The sequence below is a fragment of the Kitasatospora sp. HUAS MG31 genome, from assembly GCF_040571325.1.
In the GTDB taxonomy this organism is placed as follows: domain Bacteria; phylum Actinomycetota; class Actinomycetes; order Streptomycetales; family Streptomycetaceae; genus Kitasatospora; species Kitasatospora camelliae.
This window is the reverse complement of the sequence record NZ_CP159872.1, coordinates 4,790,598-4,815,248: the sequence shown is the minus strand read 5'-3', so window position 1 is coordinate 4,815,248 and position 24,651 is coordinate 4,790,598. Positions and strand designations below refer to the sequence as shown.

Here is a 24,651-nt window from a genome sequence, read left to right as displayed (position 1 = left end):
CCCGTCAGCCGGACGCCCCCGGAACCACTACGGTGGGGGCCGACAGACCGCGCGCCCCAGGGGGAACCACCGCATGACCGCCGATTCGCTGCCACCGATCTTCCAGCCGCTGCTCCCCGACGACCCGCGGGAGGTCGGCGGCTACCGGCTGTTCGCCCGGCTCGGCGCGGGCGGGATGGGCCGGGTGTACCTCTCGTACACGCCGGGCGGGCGGCCGGTGGCGCTGAAGGTGGTGCGCCCGGAGTTCGCCGAGGACTCGGAGTTCCGCCGCCGGTTCGCCGCCGAGGTCACCAACGCGCAGCGGATCCACGGCCTGTACACCGCCCAGGTGATCGACTACTCCGGTCCGGACGCCGAGTCGCCCTGGCTGGTCACCGCGTACGTGCCCGGTCCGTCGCTGCAGCAGGTGGTGCGGGAGCACGGGGCGCTGCCGGTGCGGACGGTGCTGCTGCTGATGGGCGGCATCGCCGAGGCGCTGCAGGCGATCCACGGCGTCGAGGTGGTGCACCGCGACCTCAAGCCGGCCAACGTGCTGATCGCCGGGGACGGCCCGCGCGTGATCGACTTCGGCATCGCCCGGGCGGCCGACGCCACCGCACTCACCGGGACGGGCTTCCGGATCGGCTCGCCCGCCTTCATGGCGCCGGAGCAGGCCCAGGGCCGCCCGGTCACCCCGGCCACCGACGTGTTCGCGCTGGGCGCGCTGGCCGCGTACGTGGCGAGCGGGGTGCCGCCGTTCGGCGAGGGCCCGGAGACCGCGGTGCTGTACCGGGTGGTGCACGAGCCGGCGGACCTCGACGGCGTCCCGGCGGACCTGCGGGAGCTGGTCCTGCGGTGCCTGGCCAAGTCGCCGGAGGACCGTCCGACGCCGGCCGAGATCATCGAGGTCGCCCGCAACCACCGGTCGGTGGGCGGGCAGCTGCGGTTCACCGACGACTGGCTGCCGGCCCAGATCAACACCGAGATCACCCGCCGGTCCGACCTGCCGAAGACCCCGCCGACCCCGCTGCCGGTGGCGCCGACCGTCCCGCCGGCCCCGGCCGGCCCGCCGTCGGGCGCCACCCCCGCGCCTCCGGCCACCGCGCCGACCGTCCCGGCGGGCCCGCCGGCCGCGCCGGCCGGGGCGCCGGCCGGTTTCGTGCCGCCGCCGATCGGTGCGTACGGGCCGCCGCTGCCGCAGGCCGAGGCGTACACCGCGCCGGTGCCGCCGCCCACGCCGACCGTCCAGGTGCAGCACCAGGAGCAGTCCTTCGACACCCCGCCGCCCGGCCCGGTGGTGACCCAGCAGCCTCCGGCCGCGCCCGAGCCGCGCCGCAAGGGGGTGTCCTGGAAGACCCTGCTGGTGGTCTCGCTGGTGATGGTGCTCGGCGGTACCGCGGGCGGCGTGGTGCTGATGAACAAGCTGAAGGACTCGAACCGCGGCACCGGCAGCTCCCAGGCGGGCGGCAAGTCCGGCGACTCGGCCGCGCAGAGCCCCCAGCCGCAGAGCCCGCAGCCGCAGTCCTCACCGACCGCGACCGGCACCGCGGCGAGCCCGAGTGCAAGCGCGAGCGCGAGCAAGAGCGGCTCCGGCAAGACCGGGCCGAGTAGCAACGCCTCCCTGCCGAACGCGGGCGCCAAGTACACGCTGGTCTACGAGAACCGGGAGCTGTACGCCCCGACCTACACCTACAGCTTCGACCTGCCGAGCGGCACGGTGGTCGCCGACTCGACCAACCCGTCCTGGGCGCTGGAGCCGAGCTACGGGCACTTCAACTGGCCGAGCAGCTCGGACGTCTTCATCACCCGCGACGCCGGCCTGACCCCGCAGCAGTGCGCCACCGGGATCGAGCAGTCCCCGGTGGCCGAGCTGAAGTACGACGACCTGCCGCCCGGGCGGCTGTTCTGCGTCCGCAACCGCAGCAACGGCGGGGTGGCGATCGTGAAGGTCGTCGAGCAGGGCAACAACAGCAGCTCGGCGGTGAAGGTCTCGGTCAGCTACTACCGCAACGACGGCTGACCCTCCGGGACTATCCTGACCTGGTCGATCACCACCATCACCGGAGCACATCGTGTACTTCACCGACCGCGGCATCGAGGAGCTGGAGAGCCGCAAGGGCGACGAGGAGGTCACCTTCGAGTGGCTGGCCGAGCGCCTGCGCGAGTTCGTCGACCTCAACCCGGACTTCGAGGTGCCGGTCGAGCGGCTGGCCACCTGGCTGGCCCGGCTGGACGACGAGGACGACGAGTGACCAGCCGCTGATCCACCGGAACGGCCCGGGAGGCAACCGCCTCCCGGGCCGTTCCGTCGTTCCCGGAGCGAGTGGGCCGGTGGGGCGACGTGGCGGGGTGGCTTCCGTCACCGGTGCTTGACATCCGCGATACGCGATATATCGTGAATCTCAGAGAAACGCGATACATCGCGAACGGGAGGACTGAGTCATGAGCGAGTGGACGGTCAGCGAGCCGGAGAAGATCACCTTCGACGAGCCGGTCGGCACCCTGCACGTCAGGATCGTCGGCGGCACGGTCAACGTGGTCGCCGCGGAGGGCCCGGCCCGCCTGGAGGTGAGCGAGCTGGAGGGCGAGCCGCTGCAGGTCACGCTGGAGGACGGGGTGCTCACCGTCGCGTACAAGGACCTCCACTGGCACAGCCTGAGCGAGCTGAAGTCGATCGACTCCGTGAAGTCCTTCTTCGGGTCCCTGCGCCGCAAGCGCCGGGCCGTGGTCTCGCTGACCGTGCCCGCCGGGTCGGAGGTCAAGCTGGGCAGCGTCTCCGCCGACACCACCGTCTCCGGCATCGCCGGCGAGGTGGCGGTGCACGGCGCCAGCGGCGACACCACCCTGGTCGGGCTCTCCGGCCACATCGTCGCCAACACCGTCTCCGGCGAGATCGCCGCCCAGCGGGTCGCGGGCGACCTCAAGGTCAACACCGTCTCCGGCGGGGTCACCCTGGTCGCCGGCGCCGCCGAGAAGATCCTGGCCAACTCGGTGAGCGGCGCGGTCACCCTCGACCTGGACGTGGCCAACCCCACCGACATCCGGGTCACCACGGTCAGCGGCGCGGTCGGCGTCCGGCTGCCCTCGCTCGCCGACGCCCGGGTCGAGGCCGGCAGCACCAGCGGCGACCTCACCAGCACCTTCGAGGAGCTCACCGTCAACGGCAGCTGGGGCGCCCGCAAGCTCTCCGGCCAGCTCGGCTCCGGCACCGGCCGGCTCCAGGTCACCACCGTCTCCGGCGCCGTCACCGTGCAGCGCCGCCCGGACGCCGACGACGACCGCCCGGTCCTCACCAAGGAACTCCCGGCCGGCCCCGCCCTGGACGAGCCCGAGCCCGGCAAGGAGATCTGACATGACGCCCGTCTTCGGCCACGGCCGACTCCGCCTGTACCTGCTGAAGCTGCTCGACGAGTCCCCGCGGCACGGCTACGAGGTGATCCGCCTGCTGGAGGAACGCTTCCAGGGCCTGTACGCCCCCTCCGCCGGGACCGTCTACCCGCGGCTCGCCAAGCTGGAGAAGGAGGGCCTGGTCACCCACAGCACCGAGGGCGGCCGCAAGGTCTACCGGCTCACCGACGCCGGGCGGGCCGAACTGGCGGACCGCCAGGGCGAGCTCGCCGAGCTGGAGGTGGAGATCCGCGAGTCCGTCGCCCAGCTGGCCGGCGCGATCCGCGAGGACGTCCGGGACAGCGCCAAGGACCTCCGCGAGGAGCTCTGGGGCACCGCCGAGCAGGCCTCCGGGCGTCCCGCCGAACGCGGCGGGAAGACGGGCGACCCGTGGGCGGGACCGTGGGGCGACAAGGAGTCCTGGCAGCGCGCCAAGGAGGAGTTCACCCAGTTCAAGACCCAGGCCAAGGAGCAGGCCAAGCGGGCCCGGGAGCAGGAGAAGGCCGCCAAGGAGAAGGCCCGCGCCGCCGAGGCGGAGGCCCGCCGGCTGCGCGAGCAGTCCAAGGCCGCACGGAGTGCCGCGCAGCAGGAGGCGCTCCGCCTGAAGAAGCGGGTCGAGGAGCAGGTCAGGGAGCACAGCGCCCGCGGCGACTGGTCCACCGGCCTGGCCGAGGGCCTGGCCGAACTCACCCGGGGCCTCGGCTCGCTGGCGGACGCCGCCAAGTGGGGCCACCCGCACCACGGCGAGGACGTCAAGGACGCCAAGGTCACCCGGATCGACCTGGACGAGGAGGAGCCCGCCACCGCGGACCTCCCCGACTGGGCCCGGACCGACCCCGCCGGCGACCCGGCCCGCGAGCTGGAGCGCCTGCTGGACCGCTTCCGCGACCAGGTCCGCGACGCCGCCCGCGACACCGGCGTCACCCCGGCCCACCTCACCCGCGCCCAGGCGGTCCTGGCCGCGGCCCTCGACCGCCTCCACTGAACCCCCCAGGGGCGCGGGGAACTGCGCGAAAAACCACCGCGGACCGTAACCTCCGCCGCGCGCAGTTCCCGCGCCCCCGAGGGGGTTCACCCCTCAACTGGTGAACCCCGCCCGGTCAGGGCGTCAGCACGATCTTCCCGAACACGTCGCCCTTCGCGAGCCGCGCGAACGCGTCCCGCGCCTCGGTGAGCGGCTGCACGGAGTCGATCACCGGCCGCACCCCGCTGTTGCCGCACAGCGCGAGCAGCCCCGCCAGCTCCTCCTTGGTCCCCATGGTCGAGCCGACCACCTTGAGCTCCAGGAAGAAGATCCGGTTCAGCTCGGCCGCCTTCGGGCTCGGCCCGGACGTCGCGCCGGAGATGACGATCGTCCCGCCCGGCCGCAGCGACTTGACCGAGTGCGACCAGGTGGCCGCGCCGACGGTCTCCATCACCGCGTCCACCCGCTCGGGCAGCCGCGCCCCGCTCTCGAACGCGGCGTCCGCCCCGAGCTCCACGGCCCGGGCCCGCTTGGCCTCGTCCCGGCCGGTGACCCAGACCCGCAGGCCGGCCGCCTTGGCCAGCACCACGAGCGCGGTGGACACCCCGCCGCCGGCGCCCTGCACCAGGACGGTGTCGCCGGGCTTGACGCCGGCGTTGGTGAAGAGCATCCGGTACGCGGTCAGCCAGGCGGTGGGCAGGCAGGCGGCCTGCTCGAAGCTGAGTCCGGCCGGCTTGGGCAGCAGGTTCCAGGTCGGGACGGCCACCTTCTGGGCGAAGGTGCCCTGGTAGCGCTCGGTGAGGATGGACCGCGGCTCGCCGGGGCCGACCCCGTGCCCGCTCTGGCCGATGACGGAGTGGATGACCACCTCGTTGCCGTGCTCGTCCACGCCGGCGGCGTCGCAGCCGAGGATCATCGGCAGCCGCTCGGCCGGCAGGCCGACCCCGCGCAGGGACCACAGGTCGTGGTGGTTGAGGGTGGCGGCCTTGACGGTGACCACGCTCCAGCCCGGGCGGGCCTCCGGCTCGGGGAGCTCGCCCAGTTCCAGTGCGCTCAGCGGGTCGTCGGCGTCGATACGTGCGGCGTAGGCAGCGAACATGACCCGGACACTAGCGTCGCGGAGGGCGACCGGGATACCACGCAACGGTGTGAGCTGCGCTACCGGGAACAGCACGCAGGGGCGCGGGGATCCGCGCCGGACGGAAGGTGGAGGTCGGCACCTTCCGTCCGCGCACGGTTCCCCTCGCCCCTGCTGTGTCCGGCTTCCGCCCGGACCCGGCCGTCGCCGGTGTCGGCTACCGCCGGGCGACGCCCTCGGCGCGGGCGGCCTCGGCCACGGCCCTGGTGACCGCCGGGGCGACCCGCTCGTCGAACGGCGACGGGATGACCTTCTGCGGGGTCAGCTCGTCGGCGACCACGCCGGCCAGCGCCTTGGCGGCGGCCAGCTTCATGCCCTCGGTGATCCGGGTGGCCCGGACCGACAGGGCGCCGGCGAAGATGCCGGGGAAGGCCAGCACGTTGTTGATCTGGTTCGGGAAGTCGGACCGCCCGGTGGCGACGACGGCGGCGTACTTGTGCGCCACCTCGGGGTGGATCTCCGGGTTCGGGTTGGCCATGGCGAAGACGAAGGCGCCCTCGGCCATGGTGGCCACGACCTCCTCCGGGACGGTGCCGCCGGAGACGCCGATGAACACGTCGGCGCCGGCCAGCGCGTCGGCCAGCGAACCCTTGAGGCCGGACCGGTTGGTCAGCGCGGCGATCTCGGCCTTGACGTCGGTGAGGTCCTCGCGGCCCTGGTGCACCACGCCCTTGCGGTCGCACAGCGAGACGTCGCCCACGCCGGCCGCGACCAGCATCTTGGCGATCGCGATGCCGGCCGCGCCGGCGCCGGAGATGACGGCGCGCAGGCTGCCGAGGTCCCGGTTGGTCACCTTGGCGGCGTTCCACAGGGCGGCGGTGGTGACGATCGCGGTGCCGTGCTGGTCGTCGTGGAAGATCGGGATGTCCAGGGCCTCCTGGAGCCGGCGCTCGATCTCGAAGCAGCGCGGGGCGGAGATGTCCTCCAGGTTGACGCCGCCGAAGGACGGGGCCAGCCGGACCACGGTCTCGACGATCTCGTCCACGTCGGTGCAGGCCAGCGCGATCGGCACCGCGTCCACGCCGCCGAACTGCTTGAAGAGGATCGCCTTGCCCTCCATCACGGGCAGCGAGGCCTCCGGGCCGATGTCACCGAGTCCGAGCACCGCGGTGCCGTCGGTGACGACGGCGACCGTGTTGGACTTCCAGGTGTAGTCGTTGACCAGCTCCGGCTGCTCCGCGATGGCCGTGCAGACCCGGGCCACGCCGGGGGTGTAGGCGAGCGCCAGGTCGTCCGCGTCGCGCACCGGAACGGTGGCCCGGACCTCCATCTTGCCGCCGCGGTGCAGCGCGAAGACCGCGTCGACCGGATCGTCGGTGTCCTGGGTGTTGGGGTGGATGATCTCCGCTGCCACGATGACCTCTTCGTCAATGATCAGCGAGGGCACGCGCGCCGACGGTCGCTTCGGTCCCGGCCGGGGATACGGAAGCCGGGTACGCGTTCGTTTGCGTACCCGGGTGGGGCCGGGCCGGGGCGCTGCCGTCGGGCGGCGCCCTCGAATGAGGGTTCTTGGTGTACTGCGCTGTTCTTCCGGTGGTGACCCAGGCTCCCAGCCCGGCGCCGGAAATGTGACAGACACCGCATGAGCCTAGGTCGGACGACGGCACCGCACCTGTGCCGTTCTGTCCATTTCGCGTGTTGTTCACCGCAACGCTGCCACTTGACGGCACCCGGGTTTCGGAAGAACCCGGAGGCCAGTGGTCCGGCAACGGCCGTCCAGCACGCGCACCCGCAGGAGTGAACCAGACACGGAGGGGAGCTGGTGCCTCGGATCCAGAGCCGACGTCTTCGGCTTCCGGTCCTGCGCACCCCGATTCTGTCGCGAATCGGCGGTCTCGGTTCGGCGTCGGGGGTTACCCGATACCAGATTCTGACACACCCGAGACCCACGCCATCAGGGCGGGATGGCAGGATCCCCCTTCGACCCCCGATATCCGGAGGCCGGCGTTCCTCTTCCGGGGCACCGGCCCTCCTCGCGGACCCGCGCCCCCGGCGGGAAAGCACCACCTTTCGCACAGGAGCACGACCATGCGCGTTCGTCCCACCGTCCGGACGGGCCTCGCCGGCACCGCTGCCGCCGTCGCCGGATCCCTTCTGCTGGCGGGGTGCGGCTCCGACGCCCCGGCCGCCGAGCAGAAGCTCCACGACCGGCTGCCCGCCTCGGTGAAGTCCTCCGGCGTCCTGCGGATAGGCGCGGAGCTGAACTACCCGCCGGTCGACTTCAAGGACGACAGCGGTAAGCCGGCCGGGCTGGACCCGGACCTGGCCGAGGCGATCGGCAAGGAGCTCGGGGTCAAGGTCCAGTTCGTGGACACGGCCTTCGACAAGCTGCTGCCCGGTCTGAGCACCAACGAGTTCGACCTGGTGATGTCCGGGATGAGCGACAACCGCCAGCGCCGCGAGGGCACCGACGAGGCGGGGAAGCAGATCCACCCGGGTGTGGACTTCGTGGACTACTTCATCGCCGGCACCTCGATCGTGGTGCCCAAGGGCAACCCGAAGGGCGTCAACAGCCTGGACGACCTGTGCGGCCAGACCGTCGCCCTGCAGCGCGGCACCACCCAGGCCACCGTCATCCAGCGGCAGACGGCCGCCTGCGAGAAGGTCAAGAAGCCGCTGGGCATCAAGCTCACGGACAGTGACGCCGACGCGCTCACCCTGGTCGCGGGCGGCAAGGCCGCCGCCGACCTGAGCGACTTCCCGGTGGCCGCCGGTGTCGCGCAGAAGGGCTTCGGCGGTGCGCAGTTCCAGCTGGCCGGCCAGCCGCTGCAGTCCGGCCCGTTCGGCATGGCGGTCGCCAAGAGCAACGAGCAGCTGCGGGACACCCTGGCCAAGGCGCTGGACCAGGTCATCCGCAGCGGCGAGTACGAGAAGATCCTGACCAAGTGGGGCGTGACCGCGGGTGCGGCCCAGAACGCGGTGGTCAACGGCGGCTTCTGAGCCCGTGCGCGCCCGGCCGGGCCTCCCGGCCTGGCGCGCTGCGGTCTGCATACTTATACGCAGGGTGACAGAGGCTCGGCATTCATCCGAATAGCGGACAGCCGGGCCCCTCGTTATCCGATTTTGATCTGGATTCCGGTCCGTTCAGCGGTACGCGGTGGCAGGATTCCCCCAACTCGGAACGCAAAGGCCCCAGGTCGAGGCAGTTCGATCATTTCGTCCACCTCGGCGGAGGGTGGCGGCTGAACAGGACCACCCGTACGACCGAACGACCGGTACGGCACCGCACGACGACGTACGGCAACGCACGGACCGGTTGCACCGCTTCCCCCGGCGGCGCGCTCCGCCCGACTCTCCCAGGAGGAGATCTCCCTCATGACCGCTCGTACTCTGCGCTCCCGCACGGTTGCGGCGTGCGCCGTTCTCGCGGCCTCGTCCCTGCTGCTGACCGCCTGCGGCTCCGACGGCGGCAGCAACACCTCCGCGGCTTCCGGCTCCTCCGCCCCGCTGTTCAGCAAGCTGCCCGAGGACGTCCAGAAGGCCGGCGTGATCAAGGTCGGCTCCGAGGTCGCGTACGCGCCGGTTGAGTTCAAGCAGGGCGACAAGATCACCGGCATCGACCCGGACCTGGCGGACGCCCTGAGCAAGCAGCTCGGTGTGAAGTTCCAGATCCAGGACGCCGGCTTCGACACCCTGATCACCTCGCTGAGCACCAACCGCATCGACCTGATCATGTCGGCGATGACCGACAACAAGGAGCGCCAGGGCAAGGGTGTCGACTTCGTCGACTACTTCAGGGCCGGCACCTCCATCCTGGTTCAGAAGGGCAACCCCAAGGGCATCAAGACCCTGGACGACCTGTGCGGCCAGACCGTCGCCCTGCAGAAGGCCACGGTCAACGAGGACACCGCCAAGGCGCAGTCCGAGAAGTGCAAGGCCGCCGGCAAGGGCGAGATCACCATCCAGGGCTACGAGCACGACGGCGAGGCCCTGCTGAAGGTCAAGTCCGGCGCCGCCGTCGCCGACCTGAACGACTACCCGGTCGCCGCGTACAACGCGCAGACCTCCGGTGGCGGCAAGGACTTCGAGGTCGTCGGTGAGCAGATCGACCCGGGTCTGTACGGCATCGGCGTCTCGAAGGAGAAGGCCCAGCTGCGTGACGCGGTCAAGGCCGGCGTGGACGCCCTGATCGCCAACGGCGAGTACAAGAAGATCCTCGACAAGTGGAACGTCCAGCTCGGTGCGGTCTCGGAGGCCACGGTCAACGGCGGTTCCTGACGAACCCCGGCCGGGCCCGCGCACCACACCGCGGGCCCGGCTCCGTAACCCCCCCTTCGCCCGCCCGAGAGGCCCCTTCCCCCATGAGTACTTCCCCGACCGGCCCGTCCGGCGTGGACAAGGTGCCCGACCACCACGTCATCAAGGCCATCCCGGTCCGTCACTACGGCCGCTGGGTCTCCGCGGTCGTCGTGGTCCTCCTGCTCGGAGCACTGATCTCCGCGTTCGCCGGCGCGAAGATCGACTGGTCGATCACCGGCGACTACCTCTTCAAGTCCTCGATGATCGAGGGCGCCGGGAACACCCTGCTGATCAGCATCGCCTCGATGGCGCTCGGCCTGATCCTCGGTGTGGTCGCCGCGGTCATGCGGCTCTCCCACAACCCGGTCACCTCGACCGTCTCCTGGTTCTACATCTGGCTGTTCCGCGGCACCCCGGTGCTGGTCCAGCTGCTGATCTGGTGGAACCTGGCGCTGATCTTCCCGACCATGTTCGGGACCTCCACCAACGACATCATCACCCCCTTCATGGCGGCGCTGCTCGGCCTCGGCATCAACGAGGGCGCCTACATGGCGGAGATCGTCCGGGCCGGTATCCAGTCCGTGGACGAGGGCCAGACCGAGGCCGCCCACGCGCTGGGCATCTCCCGGGCCAAGACGATGTGGCGGATCGTGCTCCCGCAGGCGATGCGGGTCATCGTCCCGCCGAGCGGCAACGAGTTCATCAACATGCTGAAGACCTCGTCGCTGGCGTACGTGGTGACCTACCCCGAGCTGCTCACCAAGGCCAAGGACGTCTACACCAGCAACCTCGCGGTGATGGAGCTGCTCTTCGTCGCCTGCTTCTGGTACCTGGTGCTGACCACCGTCTTCAGCATCGGCCAGTACTACCTGGAGCGGTACTACGCGAAGGGCGCCAGCCGTAACCTGCCGCCGACCCCGCTGCAGAAGATCAAGGCCAACCTCTTCTCCATTGGGCGTGCGCGATGACCGAGTTCGAGAAGTCCACGACCGGCGAGGTGCTCGTCCGGGCCGAGGGTGTGCGCAAGTCCTACGGCCTGGTCGAGGTGCTCAAGGGCATCGACCTGGAGGTCCGCAAGGGTGAGGTGTTCTGCCTGGTCGGCCCGTCCGGCTCCGGCAAGTCCACCTTCCTGCGCTGCATCAACCACCTGGAGAGGATCAACGCCGGCCGGCTCTGGGTCGACGGCGACCTGGTCGGCTACCGGCAGAAGGGCGACAAGCTCTACGAGCTGAAGGACAAGGAGGTCGCCCTCCAGCGCCGCGACATCGGCATGGTCTTCCAGCGCTTCAACCTCTTCCCGCACATGACCGCGCTGGGGAACGTCATCGAGGCGCCGGTCCAGGTGAAGGGCCGGGGCAGGACCGACGCCCGGGCCCGCGGGATGGAACTGCTGGAGCGGGTCGGCCTGGCCGACAAGGCCGGCAACTACCCCTCGCAGCTCTCCGGCGGCCAGCAGCAGCGGGTGGCCATCGCCCGGGCGCTGGCCATGGAGCCCAAGCTGATGCTGTTCGACGAGCCCACCTCGGCGCTCGACCCCGAGCTGGTCGGCGACGTGCTGGACGTCATGCGCCAGCTGGCCCAGGACGGCATGACGATGATCGTGGTCACCCACGAGATGGGCTTCGCCCGCGAGGTCGGCGACGCACTCGTCTTCATGGACGGCGGCGTGGTGGTCGAGGCCGGCCACCCGCGCGAGGTGCTCACCAACCCGCAGCACGAGCGGACCAGGGCGTTCCTGTCCCGCGTGCTCTGATCCCCCGCTCGGCGCCCGTCGCTCTCCCCGCGGCGGGCGCCGACGCATGTCCGGCCGACGTAATACCCTTAAGGCAGTCAGCCCGTTACCTGACCCTGAGGGAAGGACCATCGTGGAGCTCGCCTCGTACGCCGACTTCGCCGTCCGGCTGGTCAACAGCGAGGAACCGGAGCGCGGCACCGACAGCCTGACCTCGGTGGACGCCGTCCGGGAGCTGTTCGGCTCGCCCTCCCGCGCCGCCGAGCTCGCCGACGAGTCCGACCTGCCCCGGCTGCGGTCGGTGCGCACCCGGCTGCGCGGGGTCTTCGAGGCCGCCGCCGAGGGCGACGAGGTGCGCGCGGTCGACCTGCTGAACAGCCTGCTGGTCCAGTACCCGGTCAGCCCGATGGTGTCCGGCCACGACTACCTGGACGAGGACGGCCGGCCGCGCTGGCACCTGCACCTGGCCGACAACGCGCCCACCGCCGCCGCCAACTACACCGCGGTGGCCTGCATGGGCCTGGCCATCCACCTGACCGAGCTGGGCGTGGACCGGCTCGGGCTCTGCCAGGCCGCGCCCTGCCGCAACGCCTACCTGGACACCTCGACCAACCGCTCCCGCCGGTACTGCTCCGACCGCTGCGCCACCCGCGCCAACGTCGCCGCCTACCGGGCCCGCAAGCGCGAGGAGGCGGCCCGGGCCGCCCTCGCCGCCCAGGGCTGACCCGGCCCGCGGCGCTCCGGGCCCGCGGCGCTCAGAGCTCGAACGGCTCCGGTCCGAACGGCTCCGCCGGCACCCCGAGCCGCTCGGCCAGCGCCCGCACCCCGGCGTGCCGCCACCGCCCGAGCCGGCGCTCCACCCAGCGCGGCGGCGCCAGCCAGGCCGGCCGCGGGTGCACCCGCAGCAGCACCCGGCCGAGCACCAGCTCGGCAGGCACCGGGCCGTACTCCCGGCTGTCGGTGCGGACCAGCGGGTTGTCGGAGAGCATCCACCAACCGCCGGGGCGCCGGCCGACCGCCCGCTTGACCACCAGCAGGTCCTGCTGGAGCGGATGCCGGAACACCACCACCGCCCCCGGCCGGACCGGCGCGCCGTACCGGACCAGCACCCGGTCGCCGTCGGAGAGGAACCTGCGCATCGACGGACCGGCCACCTCGACCACCCCGAACGGCGCACCGCCGCGCTGCTCCACCGTCCGCTCTCCTCTCACCCTCGGACCCCCAGTGTCTCCCCCGGCCGGGGGGCGTCCGAATGATCCCGGTTCGGACTCCTTCTTTTGCCCTAGGCCCACGGGCCAAGAGCGAAACCCGAGGAACGTGGGGGTAATCTCGGGCGCGGGAAGACGATCTAAGGAAGGACTCCCATGTTCTCTCGTCTGTTTGCTCCGCGAGTCACCGCGCACGCCCACTGCGACCTGCCCTGCGGCGTCTACGACCCGGCCCAGGCCCGTATCGAGGCCGAGTCCGTGAAGGCCACTCAGGAGAAGTACCAGGCCAACGAGGACCCGCACTTCCGTGCGCGCGCCATCGTCATCAAGGAGGAGCGGGCCGAGCTGGTCAAGCACCACCTGTCGGTGCTGCACACCGACTACTTCAAGGCCCCGCACTTCGAGGCGTACCCGCAGCTGCACGACCTCTTCAACAAGGCCGGCAAGGCCGCCTCGGCCGCCAAGGCGTCCACCGACCCGGCCACCGGCCAGGCCCTGCTGGACCTGATCGCCGAGATCGACCGGATCTTCTGGGAGACCAAGAAGGCCGCCTGATCCAGGCCGTCACGAGCCCGGTCCGCCGCCCTCCGGGGCGGGTGGGCCGGGCTTTGGCGTTCCCACGGGCCGTCAGGGACGGTACACGCACGACGTACCAATCTCCTGTCGCCCCGTCTCATCCGGTCCCGCGTCCCGGCGGCGCCCCGGGAGCGTCCCGCCGCTCTCCCCCGCCACGCCGGTCGCGGGCGGTGCGCGGCAGCGGCAGGGCCCGGCCGCGCCGTCCGCGATCATCGCGGCCGCGGCCGGCGGCGGAGCCCGGGTACGCGGCCGCGCCCGGCCGGAATCCGGCGAAATCTTCTCCGTCCGGACTTCCCGCCGGGTGGGTGCACCCTTGTACGCTCGCCGTATGATCCGCACCGCCGCCGCCACCGACGTCCCCGCGATCCACGCCATGATCCGCGAGCTCGCGGACTACGAGAAGGCGCTCCAGGAGGCCAGGGCCACCGAGGAGCAGCTGCGCGACGCCCTGTTCGGCGAGCACCCGGCCGTCTTCGGCCTGATCGCCGAAGACGACGACAGCGGCGAGACCGTCGGGTTCGCCTTGTGGTTTCGGAACTTCTCGACCTGGCGCGGCACCCACGGGATCTACCTGGAGGACCTCTACGTCCGCCCGGACCGGCGCGGCGGCGGCCACGGCAAGGCGCTGCTGGCCGAGCTGGCCCGGATCTGCGGGGAGCGCGGCTACGGGCGCCTGGAGTGGGCGGTGCTGGACTGGAACGAGCCGTCGATCGGCTTCTACAAGTCGCTCGGCGCGGTTCCGATGGACGAGTGGACGGTCTACCGGCTGTCCGACGACGCCCTCGCCGCCCTCGGGTCCGCGGCCCGCTGAGCGGGCGCGTCCCCGGCCCGCCGAGGGGTTCCCCCTCGCCCGTTCCCGTGACGGTTGCCGGAGATCACGACAGACACCCGCCTCGCGCGGTAACGTCTCGGGCGGATGCGCGGCGTTCGGACTCTCCCGGGTGGGTATGACCGGTACGTACCGCACCACCCGTCCGGACAGTTGGGGCGAAGCAGTTGAGCAAAGCAAGAGGAAGTGCCGCGGCCGTCCGGCCGCAAGCACCGCGTGTCACCCAGGAGGTGAGGGTGTCCCAGATCGACGGCGAGCCCGGCGTTCAGGACTTCGTGGAAGTCCGCCTGCCGGCGGCAGGGGCGTACCTCTCGGTGCTGCGAACGGCGACAGCCGGTCTCGCGGCCCGGTTGGACTTCACCCTGGACGAGATCGAGGATCTCCGGATCGCGGTGGACGAGGCCTGCGCCATCCTGCTCCAGCAGGCGGTGCCGGGCTCGATCCTGAGCTGCGAGTTCCGGCTGGTCGGCGACTCGCTCAAGGTCACCGTCTCCGCACCGACCACCGACGGCCGCGCCCCCGAGCGCGACACCTTCGCCTGGACGGTGCTCTCCGCCCTGGCCGGCGAGGTGGACTCCTCGGTCGGCGAGGACAGGACGGTCTCCATCAGCCTGCACAAGAAGCGCGGCGGGTCTGTCTCCCAGCCCTGACCGCAGTGCCGCGTTCGCGCGCCGTACGCCCGGTGTCGTGGCACCGCGCGTACGGCGCCCCGTACCGCAGGTCTCTGCGGTACAACCAGTGAGAAGTGCTCCCGGAACGGAACGGGTGATCGCCGTGAGTGATCTCGACCGCACAGCTGCCGCCGGGCTCCCGGCCGCGGCCGACCTGGCCGCCCGTGCCGAGCCCGCCGCGCTCGGCGGTACGTCGGCCGCCCCGGCCGTACCGCCCCAGGCGAGCGCCGTCCGCGGCGCCGCACACGACCACGCCCACCCGAAGGACTCCGACCGGATGAGCCAGCCCACCGATCCGACGCCAGAGCGGCCCGAGGCGGTGCCCGCCGACGAGCTGCCGGAGGCCGAGCTGCAGTCGGCCGCCGCGGCCGTCCGGGGTGCCGTGCCCGCCCAGGGGCACCGGTCCCAGGCGCCCGACCGGGAGGCGGCGCGGGCCCTGTTCGTGCGGCTCTCCCAGCTGCCGGAGGGCTCGCCGGAGCGGGTGGAGATCCGCAACCAGCTGGTCCGGATGCACATCCCGCTGGTGGAGCACCTGGCCCGCCGGTTCCGCAACCGCGGCGAGCCACTGGACGACCTGACCCAGGTCGCCACCATCGGCCTGATCAAGTCGGTGGACCGCTTCGACCACGAGCGCGGGGTCGAGTTCTCCACCTACGCCACGCCGACCATCGTCGGCGAGATCAAGCGGCACTTCCGGGACAAGGGCTGGGCGGTCCGGGTGCCGCGCCGGCTCCAGGAGCTGCGGCTGTCGCTGACCACGGCCACCAGCGAGCTCTCCCAGCGGCACGGCCGCTCCCCCACCGTCCACGAGCTGGCGGAGCACCTCGGCATCTCCGAGGAGGACGTGCTGGAGGGCCTGGAGTCCGCCAACGCGTACTCCACGCTCTCCCTGGACGTCCCGGACAGCGACGACGAGTCGCCGGCCGTGGCGGACACCCTGGGGGCGACCGACGAGGCGCTGGAGGGGGTGGAGTACCGGGAGTCGCTCAAGCCGCTGCTGGCGCAGCTGCCGCCGCGGGAGCAGAAGATCCTGGTGCTCCGGTTCTTCCGGAACATGACCCAGTCGCAGATCGCGGCCGAGGTGGGCATCTCCCAGATGCACGTCTCCCGGCTGCTGGCGCGGACCCTCGCCCAGCTCCGCGAGAAGCTCCTCGTCGAGGAGTAGGCCCCCGTGCCGCAACGGCGCGAGGGGGAGGAACGGTCCGTTCCTCCCCCTCGCGCCGTTCCCGCGTCCCTCAGCGGTCGCCGTACAGCAGCTCGGTCACCCGCGGGTTGAGCAGGGTCACGATCCCCGCCAGGCCCAGCAGCGCCACCGCCACCGCCGCGGCGACCATCGCGCCGCCGGACTCCGACATGTAGTACGCGACCGGCAGGCAGATCGAGTTGGTCAGGATCGCCGGGCTGCGTCCCCAGCGGCGCCCGCGCAGCAGCGCGCGCCCGGCGAGCAGGGGGAAGAGCCCCATCAGCAGCAGCACCACGCCGCCGGCCTCGCTGCGCCCGAGGGACGCGGGGTCGGCGAAGAGTCCGGAGACCATGTCGTAGGCGCCCCAGCCGGCGAGGGCGAGGCCCTCCAGCGCGGTGATCCCGGCGCCGATCAGCAGCGGGGTGGGCCGGGCGGGGGCGGGGGCGGTGGATTCTGCGGTCACCCCAGCAGGGTAACCGTCACCCTCGTCACGGGTTCGGCAGGCCGCGCACCGTACCCTGATCGACATGCGCGCACTCCTGGTCGTGAACCCGAAGGCGACCACCACCAGCGGTCGGACCCGGGACGTGCTGACCCATGCCCTGCGCAGCGATCTGAAGCTGGACGTGGTGCACACCGAGTACCGGGGGCACGCGCGGGACCTGGCCGGCCAGGCGGCCGCCGAGGGGCTGGTGGACCTGGTGGTGGCCCTGGGGGGCGACGGGACGGTCAACGAGGTGGTGAACGGGCTGCTGGCCCAGGGCCCGTCCGAGCGGGTGCCCCGGCTGGCGGTCGTCCCCGGCGGTTCGACCAATGTGTTCGCCCGCGCGCTGGGCCTGCCGAACGACCCGGTGGAGGCCACCGGGGCGCTGCTGGACGCCCTGGCGCAGGGCCGGGAGCGGGCGATCAGCCTCGGCAAGGCGATGACCGAGGGCCTGCCGGACCGCTGGTTCACCTTCACCGCGGGGCTGGGCTTCGACGCCGGCGTGGTCGGCCGGGTGGAGGAGCAGCGCAGGACGGGGCGCAGGTCCACGCACGCGCTCTACGTCAACCAGGCGCTCCGGCACTACGTCACTGAGCGTGAACACCGCAGGAACGGCCCGGTCCGCCTGGAGATCAACGGCCAGGAGGCGGTGCCGGGCCTGGTTCTGGCGATAGTTTCCAACACCTCGCCGTGGACCTTCCTGGGCAACCGTCCGGTACTGCCCTCCCCCTCCGCCTCGTTCGACACGGATCTGGACATCTTCGGCATCACTCGAATGACGGCGTTCGCCACCGCTCGAACGGTCCGTCAGATCCTGCGTTCGCAAGCCCCTGCGGATGGCGGTTCCGGGCCCGTGGGGCCGACCGGGAAGCACCTCGTCTCCTATCACGACGTTCGACACTTCACCTTGGTTTCACAGGAACCGGCCCCGTTTCAGGTCGACGGGGACCACCTTGGAGACAGGAGTCGCGTCAGTTTCACAGGCGTTCGGCGGGCACTGCGTGTGATTGTGTGACCAGAAGGGGGTCTTGCCCTTCTTCTCGAACGTTCTAGCCCCCTTCACCCCATAGAAGTACGGCCTGTGAGGTAGGCGACACCGAAGAATCAAAAATTCCTTGCCGAAGGGGGTTGTATCCGGGCCCGAGGTTTGCGAACCTCTACATGGCGATCGGGACAGGCCGCAGCAGGACAGAGCGGCAGGATCCCTCGAATCGCCCGAACCCCACCCCAGCACCGACCACCCCGGCCTCGCAGGCCTCTGGTCCCTTTTGCTGTTGCGGGATTCGTGAAAGCGTTCACATTCACAAGCCATACGAGTGTGTCGCCGGGCCGCCGCCCGTCGACCGGAGGAGTTGGACGACCATGGACTGGCGCCACCGCGCTGTCTGCCGCGAAGAGGACCCGGAGCTGTTCTTCCCGATCGGGAACACCGGTCCGGCCCTGCTGCAGATCGAGGAAGCCAAGGCCGTGTGCCGCCGCTGTCCCGTCATGGAGCAGTGCCTGCAGTGGGCGCTGGAGACCGGCCAGGACGCCGGCGTCTGGGGCGGCATGAGCGAGGACGAGCGTCGCGCGATGAAGCGCCGCGCCGCCCGCAACCGCGCCCGCACCGCCTGACGTTCCGTCAGTTCGACCTGATCAAGCCATGATCAAGGGTTCGGCCGCAACGGCCGGCCGAGCCTTCCGAGGACGGGCCCCGCACCACGGCGCGGCCCTACGACGCGAGCGGCCCGGGCACTTGATACTGTTCACTTAGAGCAATATCGTGGACCTGAGGCGCTCACCGTGTGCAACGCACGAGGCGGGCGTCGCGCCACACCAGAGCCCCCGTTCCGGCCGACTCCCCCCGACGGCCGGACCGGGTTGAGAGGCCCTGCCGACCCACCCCCCCGGTCGGCAGGGCCTCGTTGCTGTCCCCGGGCGGTCCCGGGTCACCCCCGGCTACCGGATCGGGATCTCCAGGACGACCTTGGTGCCGCCCTCCGGGGCCGCGACCATGTCGAAGGTGCCGCCGAGTTCGCCGACCGCGAGGGTGCGGACGATCTGCAGCCCGAGGTTGCCCGCGCTCTGCGGGTCGAAGCCCTCGGGCATCCCCTTGCCGTCGTCCTGCACGGTGATCAGCAGGAACTCCTCCGGCTTCGCCCCGCCGTTCCAGCTGTCCGACCAGCCCTTGCCGCCGGCCGGGGCCCGGCCGCGCAGCGCGCTCACCTCCAGCCGCCCGGCGGCCGAGGGTCCGAACGCGTGCTCAAGCGCGTTCTGCATCAGCTCGGTGAGGATCATCGCCAGCGGGGTGGCCACCTCGGCGGCGAGGATCCCGAAGCTGCCGCTGCGCTTGGTGGAGACCTTGCCGTCCTGGGACAGCTCCATCACCATCGCCAGCACCCGGTCGGCGATCTCGTCGAAGGTCACCTTCTCGTCCAGGGCCTGCGAGAGCGTCTCGTGCACGATGGCGATCGAGCCGACCCGCCGCACCGCCTCGTCCAGGGCGGCCCGCCCGGCGTCCGAGTCCATCCGGCGGGACTGCAGGCGGAGCAGGGCCGCCACCGTCTGCAGGTTGTTCTTGACCCGGTGGTGGATCTCCCGGATGGTGGCGTCCTTGGTCATCAGCTCGCGGTCCCGGCGCCGCAGCTCGGTGACGTCCCGGCAGAGCACCAGGGAGCCGGTCGGGGTGCCCTTGGGCTTCAGCGGGATGGCCCGCAGGGTGACCACGCCGCCCTGCGCCTCGACCTCGGCCTGTCGGGGCGCCCAGCCGCTGGCCATCTTGACCAGGGCCTCGTGCACCGCGCTGCGGCTCGGCGGCACCAACTCGGCGGTGGTACGGCCCAGGTGACTGCCCACCAGATCGGTGGTGAGACCCAGCCGGTGGTACGCGGAGAGCGCGTTGGGGCTGGCGTAGGTGACCACGCCCTCGGCGTCCAGCCTGATCAGACCGTCGCCGACCCGCGGCGCCGCGTCCATGTCGGTCTGGTCGACCTCCGGGTACGGGAAGGTGCCGGCCGCGATCATCTGGGCCAGGTCGGAGGCGCTCTGCAGGTAGGTGAGCTCCAGCCGGCTGGGGGTGCGGACGGTCAGCAGGTTGGTGTTGCGGGCGATCACGCCGAGCACCCGGCCGTCCCGCCGGACCGGGATCGACTCGACCCGGACCGGCACCTCCTCGCGCCACTCCGGGTCGCCCTCGCGGACGATCCGGCCCTCGTCGTACGCGGCGTCCAGCAGCGGGCGGCGGCCGCGCGGCACCAGGTGGCCGACCATGTCGTCCTGGTACGAGGTCGGCCCGGTGTTCGGGCGCATCTGGGCGACCGAGACGTACCGGATGCCGTCCCAGGTGGGGATCCACAGCACCAGGTCGGCGAAGGAGAGGTCGGAGAGCAGCTGCCACTCCGAGACCAGCAGGTGGAGCCACTCCACGTCGGCACCGGTGAGGGTGGTGTGGCGGCGGACGAGTTCGTTCAGCGAGGGCACACCGTGAGCGTAACGCCGATGCCACCGGGGGGAACTCCGGCGGCCCGGGTGGGCGCAGGTTGTCCAGACCAATTCAGGGCGAGCCCTGGACAACCCAGATTGGTCTAGTCCACAATGGGGATGCACCAAGGAGAGGCCCCGCGCTCAACTGCCCTGACCGCGCGAGGCCCTCCGAGGTCGGAGTCCGTCGACCGGGGGTCCCGCACAACCCCCGGTCACCGACGGCCTCCGACGACAGCTCCGGGCTGCGGTGCCGCACGGGTTGAGGGTCCTGTGTCGGCGCCGTGGCCCGTAGTGCTTTTCCGCTGCGCGGAGAGGTGTCGGCACCGCCTCAGGCGCGGGAACCCGGATACGTCGAAGCCGCCCGAGGAGCAGGATCTGCTCCTCGGGCGGCTTCGGCGTGTTGCGCGGGGCTCCCGTCAGTGGGTCTCGGTGACCTTGGCGAGGGCGCGCGGGGCGTCCGGGTCCTGGCCGCGGGCGATGGTGACCTCGTACGCGAGCAGCTGCAGCGGCAGGATCTCCAGGATCGCCTGCACCTCCTCGGGCACCCCCGCCGGCAGCGCGAACCCGGCCGAGGCCGCGTCCACCTGCTCCCGCTGGCCGATCACCACGAGGTCGGCGCCGCGCCCGCGGAGCCGGTCGAGCACCGGCTGGAGCGCCTCGCCGCCCTTGCCGTCCGGGACGATCGCGATCACCGGGGAGACGTTGTCCACCATGGCGAGCGGGCCGTGCAGCAGGTCGGCACCGGAGAACGGGGAGGCCGGGATGTAGGTGGTCTCCATCAGCTTCAGCGCCGCCTCGCGGGCGGTCGGGTAGCCGTAGCCGCGCGAGGTGATGACCAGCCGCTGGGCGAAGCGGTACCGCTCGGCCAGCGCGCGGACCTCGGCCTGGCGGGCGAGCACGCCGGCGGCGAGCTCGGGCAGGTCCTTGGCCGCCGCACCGTCGCCGCCGCGCAGGCCCTCGACGAAGAGGTACAGCGCCAGCAGTTCGGCGGTGTACGTCTTGGTGGCGGGCAGCGCCTTCTCGGGGCCGGCCAGCACGTCGATGTGGAACTCGGAGACCTCGGCCAGCGGCGAGGCGGGGTTGTTGGTCACCGCGAGGGTGATCGCGCCGGCGTCCCGGGCGGCCTTGGTGGAGGCGACCAGGTCGGGCGAGCCGCCGGACTGGCTGACCGTGATGACCAGGCAGTCGGTGAGGTCGGGCTTGGCGCCGTACGCGGTGGTGGTGGACATCGAGGTGAGCCCGGCGGGCTTGCCCAGCAGGACCTCGATCAGGTACTTGGCGTACAGCGCGGCGTTGTCGGACGTGCCGCGCGCGGTCAGCAGGACGAAGCGGGGGTTGCGGGCGGCGATCTCGGCCGCGATCTCGCGGATCTTCGGGGCGCCCTCGTCGAGGATGCGCCGCAGGACGGCCGGCTGCTCGGCCATCTCCGCCGCCATGATGCGGCCGGGGACGTGGGCCTGCGTGTCGGACATCTGGATGTGCCTCCGATGAGATGGAACTACCCCCACGGGCGGCTGCCCGGCGGGGACCTCTACGGCGGCGAGTCCGCACACTCGCTGCGGGCGCCAGCGGCGCCCAGGCCGATAGTACGTGGGCGGGCACCCGGAGCACACTCCGGGCGCCCGCGCCGGGGTCAGGACGGGTCGTTGATCAGCTGGTCGATCCGGGCGTCGGCCTCCTTGGCGGCCTCGGCCACGGAGGTGCCCTTGAGGATGTCGCCCAGCATGGTCACCAGGACGTTCTGCTTCTCGATCGCGCCCCAGCCGGGGGCCAGCGGGGTGAACCAGGCGTCCGGGACGGCGTTGGCGGCCGCCGCGGTGGCGGGCTTGCTCCTCAACGGGGCGAGCTGGGTCAGGTTGTTGGGGAGGGTGTCCTTGTCCGCCAGCACCTGCTGCGACCTGGTGCTGGTGAACATCCGGATCCACTCCACGGCCAGGGCCTGGTTCTTCGACTTGGCGGTGACGCCGAGGTCGGAGCCGCCGATGAAGGTGGGCAGCGGCTTGCCGTTCGGGCCGGGCATGCTCGCCAGCCTGATGGAGTCCTTCAGCTTGGGGTCGCCGCTCAGCGGAGCGAGGGCGGTGGCGACCTCCCAGGAGTTGCCGTACATCAGGCCGGCCCTGCCGCGGCCGAGGACGCTGGCCTGGCCCAGCTCGTTCACCTTCCAGTCGCCCTTGTTGTACTTCCGCACCAGGTCGACGAAGTGCTGGAGGCCCTGCTGCGACTTGGGGTCGCTGAGGGTGCCGTGCCAGCGGCCGCTCTCGTCGAAGCGGGCGATGGACCCGCCGAACGCGGCGACGTAGGACATCGCGGCGTACCAGTACGGACCCGGCAGGTAGAGCGCGGAGTAGCCGGCCGTCCCCTTGTTCTTGGCGGCCAGCTTGTCCAGGGCGGCCATCAGGTCGTCCTCGGTGGCGGGGAACTCGGCGCTGCCGGTGGCCTCCTGGAACATCCTCGCGTTGTAGATGCCGACCCGGGCGCCCGCGTAGTAGGGGACGCAGTAGAGCTTGTCCTGGTAGGAGCAGGTGTTGACCAGACCCTTGATCCAGGCGTCGGAGTTGTCGAACACGGTCCGGTCCACCGGGGCGAGGGAGCCGTTGAGGATGTACTTCATCGGCTCGGTGTTGCCGAGCTCGACCACGTCGGGCGGGTTGTTCTCGGCCAGGGCGGCGTCCAGCCTGCCGAGCTTCTCCGTCCAGGTCTGGTAGCTGAGTCTGAGGTCGACCTTCGGGTACTTCGCCGCGAACTCCTCGTTGACCTGCTGCACCAGCTCCGGCCAGCTGGTCTGGGCGTCGTTCATCAGCCAGACCGTGAGGGTGCCGGAGGCGTTCTTCGGGTCGAGGGAGCTCGCGCCCCCGCCGGCCGTGCCGCCGGACGTGCCGGTTCCGCAGCCCGCGAGGGTGGTGAGCAGGGCGGCGGCACTGAGTCCGGCCAGGAATCGACGCTTCACGCAATCCTCCGGGGGTCCGCGGTCTGCGGAGTGGTACAGACCAGATTCCCTGGATCCTGGCCTAGACCATTAGCACCGTCAACGCACACCGAGTTCACAAGTCCCCACCGTTGCAGACCTGTTGTCCACCCTGGCGGAGGCACGTCAAGAATTCCGCCCAAAAGCCGCTTCAGATCCACTTAAGGCTCTCTTGAGGTTGCGGAGGGTGACGAAAGGCAGACTTGGTCCAGTCCAAGCACGGACTCGTCAAGCGTTGATAACGGCTTGTGCAGCCCCACTTCGAACCCTTGACGCCCTTCATTGGTCCATGCCAATCTCACGGCGTTGGTCTAAACCAATGGTCTACTCCGCTGATCCCCCACCCGGCACAACGACGCCCACGGCCCACGGCCGGGCAGCACGGTGCCACACCTTGCTCATCCCTCTGGAGGATGGTTTGAACCGCAAGATCGCAGCTGTGGCCGCCATTGCCACCGTGCTCGTCGCCTCGGCCTGCTCCTCGTCCGGCTCCTCCGGCGACAGCAAGCAGGCCACGCTGAGCAAGGACGGCAAGGGCAAGACCGTCACCGTCTGGCTGATGGACGACGCGCAGAAGGGCTGGCCGTCCGTCGTCGACGCCGCCAAGAAGCAGTTCGAGGAGGAGACCGGCGCCACCCTGAAGATCGAGTGGCAGACCTGGACCAACTACACCACCAAGCTGGACACCGCGCTGCTCTCCGGCAACGCCCCCGACGCGCTGGAGCTGGGCAACACCCAGACCGCCAAGTACATCGACGCCGGTTCCTTCCTCGACCTCACGGGCGTGAAGGGCCAGTTCGACAACTCGGACAAGTGGCTGGACTCGCTGGCCGCCTCCGGCCAGTCCGCCGACGGCGGCAAGACCTACGCCGTCCCCTACTACGCCGGCGCCCGCGTCCTGATCTACCGCAAGGACCTCTTCGAGGCCGCCGGTGTCACCCAGGCCCCGACCACCGTGGACGAGCTGAAGGCCGCCCTGGCGAAGGTCAAGGCCGCCAACGCCGGCACCCCGGGCTTCTCCGCCCTCTACCTGCCGGGCCAGAACTGGTACACCGCCGCCTCCTTCGGCGCCGGCTCCTTCGGCGTCAAGAACCTGATCGCCAAGAAGGACGGCGACAAGTGGGCCGGCACCCTGACCGACCCGAAGTTCGTCGAGGGCGTCAAGGTCTGGAACGACCTGCAGAAGGAGTACTCGACCGGCGGCACCACCGTCGACGAGGCCACCCAGGACGCGCTGATGGCCAAGGGCAACATCGCCGCCATCGTGGGCGCCGGCTGGGAGGTCGGCTCGGTCACCGACGCCAAGACCGGCGACCCGGGCCTGAAGGACAAGCTGGCCACCATCGCCCTCCCGGGCACCGCCGCCGGCACCCCGACCCCGGCCTTCCTCGGCGGCTCGGACCTGGCCGTCCCGGCCAAGGCCGCCAACCCGGGCCTGGGCGCGACCTTCCTGCAGATCTACACCAACACCAAGCAGCAGACCGAGCTCGCCAAGTTCGCCATCCCGAACAACAAGAGCCTGGTCGCCGCCTACAAGGCCGCCGCGCCGGCCAACAAGGCCGCCGGTGACGCCGCCGAGGGCGCGACCTGGTTCATCCCGAACTCCCCGCTGTGGTCGGGTGCCGACGAGACCGCGCTGAAGACCGCCTTCGGCGCCATCGCCGCCGGCGGCGACGCGGCCGCCGAGCTGAAGAAGGTCCAGGACACCATCGTCAAGGACCTGAACGGCTGAACCCGCTGACCGCGGGCCCGGGCACGACCGGGCCCGTCCAGCACCGAGCGCAAGGGGGTGGGCAGTTCGCGAGACCGCGGACTGCCCACCCGCGCGCCCAGG

Annotated in this window: 23 protein-coding genes; 16 read left to right on the top strand and 7 right to left on the bottom strand. The window is 71.3% G+C overall.

What is annotated here, in order from left to right; genetic code table 11:
• Positions 1-73 precede the first annotated feature (73 nt).
• From ABWK59_RS21825 to ABWK59_RS21810, 4 genes are all read left to right on the top strand, one after another.
• Entirely contained in the window at positions 74-1,999 is a 1,926-nt protein-coding gene (locus tag ABWK59_RS21825) for a serine/threonine-protein kinase (protein ID WP_354642297.1), read from the top strand.
• Positions 2,000-2,051: 52 nt separating this feature from the next.
• Positions 2,052-2,231 carry a DUF6104 family protein gene (locus tag ABWK59_RS21820; protein ID WP_354642296.1) on the top strand — a complete coding sequence of 60 codons (180 nt, stop codon included), beginning with the start codon at positions 2,052-2,054 and terminating at the stop codon, positions 2,229-2,231.
• 190 nt (positions 2,232-2,421) lie between these two features.
• Positions 2,422-3,330, top strand: a complete 909-nt coding sequence (locus tag ABWK59_RS21815) for a DUF4097 family beta strand repeat-containing protein (RefSeq protein ID WP_354642295.1) — start codon at positions 2,422-2,424, stop codon at positions 3,328-3,330.
• 1 nt (position 3,331) lies between these two features.
• Positions 3,332-4,351 carry a PadR family transcriptional regulator gene (locus ABWK59_RS21810; protein WP_354642294.1) on the top strand — a complete coding sequence of 340 codons (1,020 nt, stop codon included), beginning with the start codon at positions 3,332-3,334 and terminating at the stop codon, positions 4,349-4,351.
• A gap of 115 nt (positions 4,352-4,466) precedes the next feature.
• Here ABWK59_RS21810 and ABWK59_RS21805 read toward each other — a convergent pair whose 3' ends face one another.
• Together ABWK59_RS21805 and ABWK59_RS21800 are read right to left on the bottom strand one after the other, a co-directional pair.
• Positions 4,467-5,429 carry a zinc-binding dehydrogenase gene (locus ABWK59_RS21805; RefSeq protein ID WP_354642293.1) on the bottom strand — a complete coding sequence of 321 codons (963 nt, stop codon included), beginning with the start codon at positions 5,427-5,429 and terminating at the stop codon, positions 4,467-4,469.
• Positions 5,430-5,625: 196 nt separating this feature from the next.
• Positions 5,626-6,822 (bottom strand): NAD(P)-dependent malic enzyme, encoded by a 1,197-nt coding sequence (locus tag ABWK59_RS21800; RefSeq protein ID WP_354642292.1) that lies wholly within the window; start codon positions 6,820-6,822, stop codon positions 5,626-5,628.
• 674 nt (positions 6,823-7,496) lie between these two features.
• Here ABWK59_RS21800 and ABWK59_RS21795 point away from each other — a divergent pair.
• From ABWK59_RS21795 to ABWK59_RS21775, 5 genes are all read left to right on the top strand, one after another.
• On the top strand, positions 7,497-8,408 hold the full coding sequence (locus ABWK59_RS21795; RefSeq protein WP_354642291.1) for an ABC transporter substrate-binding protein: 912 nt from the start codon (positions 7,497-7,499) through the stop codon (positions 8,406-8,408).
• Positions 8,409-8,783: 375 nt separating this feature from the next.
• Positions 8,784-9,686 carry an ABC transporter substrate-binding protein gene (locus ABWK59_RS21790; protein ID WP_354642290.1) on the top strand — a complete coding sequence of 301 codons (903 nt, stop codon included), beginning with the start codon at positions 8,784-8,786 and terminating at the stop codon, positions 9,684-9,686.
• An 83-nt stretch (positions 9,687-9,769) separates the two neighbouring features.
• On the top strand, positions 9,770-10,675 hold the full coding sequence (locus ABWK59_RS21785; RefSeq protein WP_354642289.1) for an amino acid ABC transporter permease: 906 nt from the start codon (positions 9,770-9,772) through the stop codon (positions 10,673-10,675).
• Positions 10,672-11,460, top strand: coding sequence for an amino acid ABC transporter ATP-binding protein (locus ABWK59_RS21780; protein ID WP_354642288.1), 789 nt, complete (start codon positions 10,672-10,674; stop codon positions 11,458-11,460). The genes ABWK59_RS21785 and ABWK59_RS21780 overlap by 4 nt, the downstream gene beginning before the upstream one ends.
• Positions 11,461-11,572: 112 nt before the next feature.
• Positions 11,573-12,163, top strand: coding sequence for a CGNR zinc finger domain-containing protein (locus ABWK59_RS21775; RefSeq protein ID WP_354642287.1), 591 nt, complete (start codon positions 11,573-11,575; stop codon positions 12,161-12,163).
• A gap of 31 nt (positions 12,164-12,194) precedes the next feature.
• Here the strand turns inward: ABWK59_RS21775 and sodX are convergent, their stop codons facing one another.
• Positions 12,195-12,578, bottom strand: a complete 384-nt coding sequence (sodX, locus tag ABWK59_RS21770; RefSeq protein WP_420492937.1) for a nickel-type superoxide dismutase maturation protease — start codon at positions 12,576-12,578, stop codon at positions 12,195-12,197.
• Between the two features lie 225 nt (positions 12,579-12,803).
• Between sodX and sodN the strand changes: the two genes are divergently transcribed.
• The 4 genes from sodN to ABWK59_RS21750 all read left to right on the top strand — a co-directional run bounded on the left by sodN (position 12,804) and on the right by ABWK59_RS21750 (position 15,888).
• Positions 12,804-13,202, top strand: coding sequence for a superoxide dismutase, Ni (sodN, locus tag ABWK59_RS21765; protein ID WP_354642285.1), 399 nt, complete (start codon positions 12,804-12,806; stop codon positions 13,200-13,202).
• A 349-nt stretch (positions 13,203-13,551) separates the two neighbouring features.
• The gene (locus tag ABWK59_RS21760) at positions 13,552-14,034 is read left to right on the top strand and encodes a GNAT family N-acetyltransferase (RefSeq protein ID WP_354642284.1); all 483 of its coding nucleotides are present in this window, start codon (positions 13,552-13,554) and stop codon (positions 14,032-14,034) included.
• Positions 14,035-14,288: 254 nt separating this feature from the next.
• A complete protein-coding gene (locus ABWK59_RS21755) occupies positions 14,289-14,702 on the top strand; it encodes an anti-sigma regulatory factor (RefSeq protein WP_354642283.1) in 414 nt (137 codons plus the stop codon).
• 124 nt (positions 14,703-14,826) lie between these two features.
• Complete coding sequence (locus ABWK59_RS21750; RefSeq protein WP_420492826.1) at positions 14,827-15,888, top strand: RNA polymerase sigma factor SigF; 1,062 nt, start codon at positions 14,827-14,829, stop codon at positions 15,886-15,888.
• 70 nt (positions 15,889-15,958) lie between these two features.
• On the opposite strand, the gene ABWK59_RS21745 is transcribed toward ABWK59_RS21750, so the two are convergent.
• Positions 15,959-16,369, bottom strand: coding sequence for a hypothetical protein (locus ABWK59_RS21745; protein ID WP_354642282.1), 411 nt, complete (start codon positions 16,367-16,369; stop codon positions 15,959-15,961).
• Between the two features lie 64 nt (positions 16,370-16,433).
• Here ABWK59_RS21745 and ABWK59_RS21740 point away from each other — a divergent pair, with 64 nt between their 5' ends.
• Together ABWK59_RS21740 and ABWK59_RS21735 are read left to right on the top strand one after the other, a co-directional pair.
• Positions 16,434-17,405: a diacylglycerol/lipid kinase family protein gene (locus ABWK59_RS21740; protein ID WP_354642281.1), complete on the top strand. Its 972-nt coding sequence runs from the start codon at positions 16,434-16,436 to the stop codon at positions 17,403-17,405.
• A gap of 347 nt (positions 17,406-17,752) precedes the next feature.
• Positions 17,753-18,004 carry a WhiB family transcriptional regulator gene (locus tag ABWK59_RS21735; RefSeq protein WP_014138019.1) on the top strand — a complete coding sequence of 84 codons (252 nt, stop codon included), beginning with the start codon at positions 17,753-17,755 and terminating at the stop codon, positions 18,002-18,004.
• Positions 18,005-18,328: 324 nt separating this feature from the next.
• Here ABWK59_RS21735 and ABWK59_RS21730 read toward each other — a convergent pair whose 3' ends face one another.
• The 3 genes from ABWK59_RS21730 to ABWK59_RS21720 form a co-directional block, all read right to left on the bottom strand.
• On the bottom strand, positions 18,329-19,849 hold the full coding sequence (locus ABWK59_RS21730; protein ID WP_354642280.1) for a sensor histidine kinase: 1,521 nt from the start codon (positions 19,847-19,849) through the stop codon (positions 18,329-18,331).
• Positions 19,850-20,268: 419 nt separating this feature from the next.
• A complete protein-coding gene (locus ABWK59_RS21725) occupies positions 20,269-21,324 on the bottom strand; it encodes an SIS domain-containing protein (protein WP_354642279.1) in 1,056 nt (351 codons plus the stop codon).
• A 161-nt stretch (positions 21,325-21,485) separates the two neighbouring features.
• Positions 21,486-22,799 carry an extracellular solute-binding protein gene (locus ABWK59_RS21720; protein WP_354642278.1) on the bottom strand — a complete coding sequence of 438 codons (1,314 nt, stop codon included), beginning with the start codon at positions 22,797-22,799 and terminating at the stop codon, positions 21,486-21,488.
• Between the two features lie 457 nt (positions 22,800-23,256).
• Here ABWK59_RS21720 and ABWK59_RS21715 point away from each other — a divergent pair, with 457 nt between their 5' ends.
• Positions 23,257-24,549, top strand: a complete 1,293-nt coding sequence (locus ABWK59_RS21715) for an extracellular solute-binding protein (protein WP_354642277.1) — start codon at positions 23,257-23,259, stop codon at positions 24,547-24,549.
• Positions 24,550-24,651: the final 102 nt, after the last annotated feature.

Bases quoted from the DNA above. Each gene is read 5' to 3' on its own strand.
- ABWK59_RS21825 (WP_354642297.1), top strand. From the start codon at position 74: ATGACCGCCGATTCGCTGCCACCGATCTTCCAGCCGCTGCTCCCCGAC.
- ABWK59_RS21815 (WP_354642295.1), top strand. From the start codon at position 2,422: ATGAGCGAGTGGACGGTCAGCGAGCCGGAGAAGATCACCTTCGACGAG.
- ABWK59_RS21810 (WP_354642294.1), top strand. From the start codon at position 3,332: ATGACGCCCGTCTTCGGCCACGGCCGACTCCGCCTGTACCTGCTGAAG.
- ABWK59_RS21805 (WP_354642293.1), bottom strand. From the start codon at position 5,429: ATGTTCGCTGCCTACGCCGCACGTATCGACGCCGACGACCCGCTGAGC.
- ABWK59_RS21795 (WP_354642291.1), top strand. From the start codon at position 7,497: ATGCGCGTTCGTCCCACCGTCCGGACGGGCCTCGCCGGCACCGCTGCC.
- ABWK59_RS21790 (WP_354642290.1), top strand. From the start codon at position 8,784: ATGACCGCTCGTACTCTGCGCTCCCGCACGGTTGCGGCGTGCGCCGTT.
- ABWK59_RS21785 (WP_354642289.1), top strand. From the start codon at position 9,770: ATGAGTACTTCCCCGACCGGCCCGTCCGGCGTGGACAAGGTGCCCGAC.
- ABWK59_RS21780 (WP_354642288.1), top strand. From the start codon at position 10,672: ATGACCGAGTTCGAGAAGTCCACGACCGGCGAGGTGCTCGTCCGGGCC.
- sodX (WP_420492937.1), bottom strand. From the start codon at position 12,578: ATGCGCAGGTTCCTCTCCGACGGCGACCGGGTGCTGGTCCGGTACGGC.
- sodN (WP_354642285.1), top strand. From the start codon at position 12,804: ATGTTCTCTCGTCTGTTTGCTCCGCGAGTCACCGCGCACGCCCACTGC.
- ABWK59_RS21760 (WP_354642284.1), top strand. From the start codon at position 13,552: ATGATCCGCACCGCCGCCGCCACCGACGTCCCCGCGATCCACGCCATG.
- ABWK59_RS21740 (WP_354642281.1), top strand. From the start codon at position 16,434: ATGCGCGCACTCCTGGTCGTGAACCCGAAGGCGACCACCACCAGCGGT.
- ABWK59_RS21735 (WP_014138019.1), top strand. From the start codon at position 17,753: ATGGACTGGCGCCACCGCGCTGTCTGCCGCGAAGAGGACCCGGAGCTG.
- ABWK59_RS21725 (WP_354642279.1), bottom strand. From the start codon at position 21,324: ATGTCCGACACGCAGGCCCACGTCCCCGGCCGCATCATGGCGGCGGAG.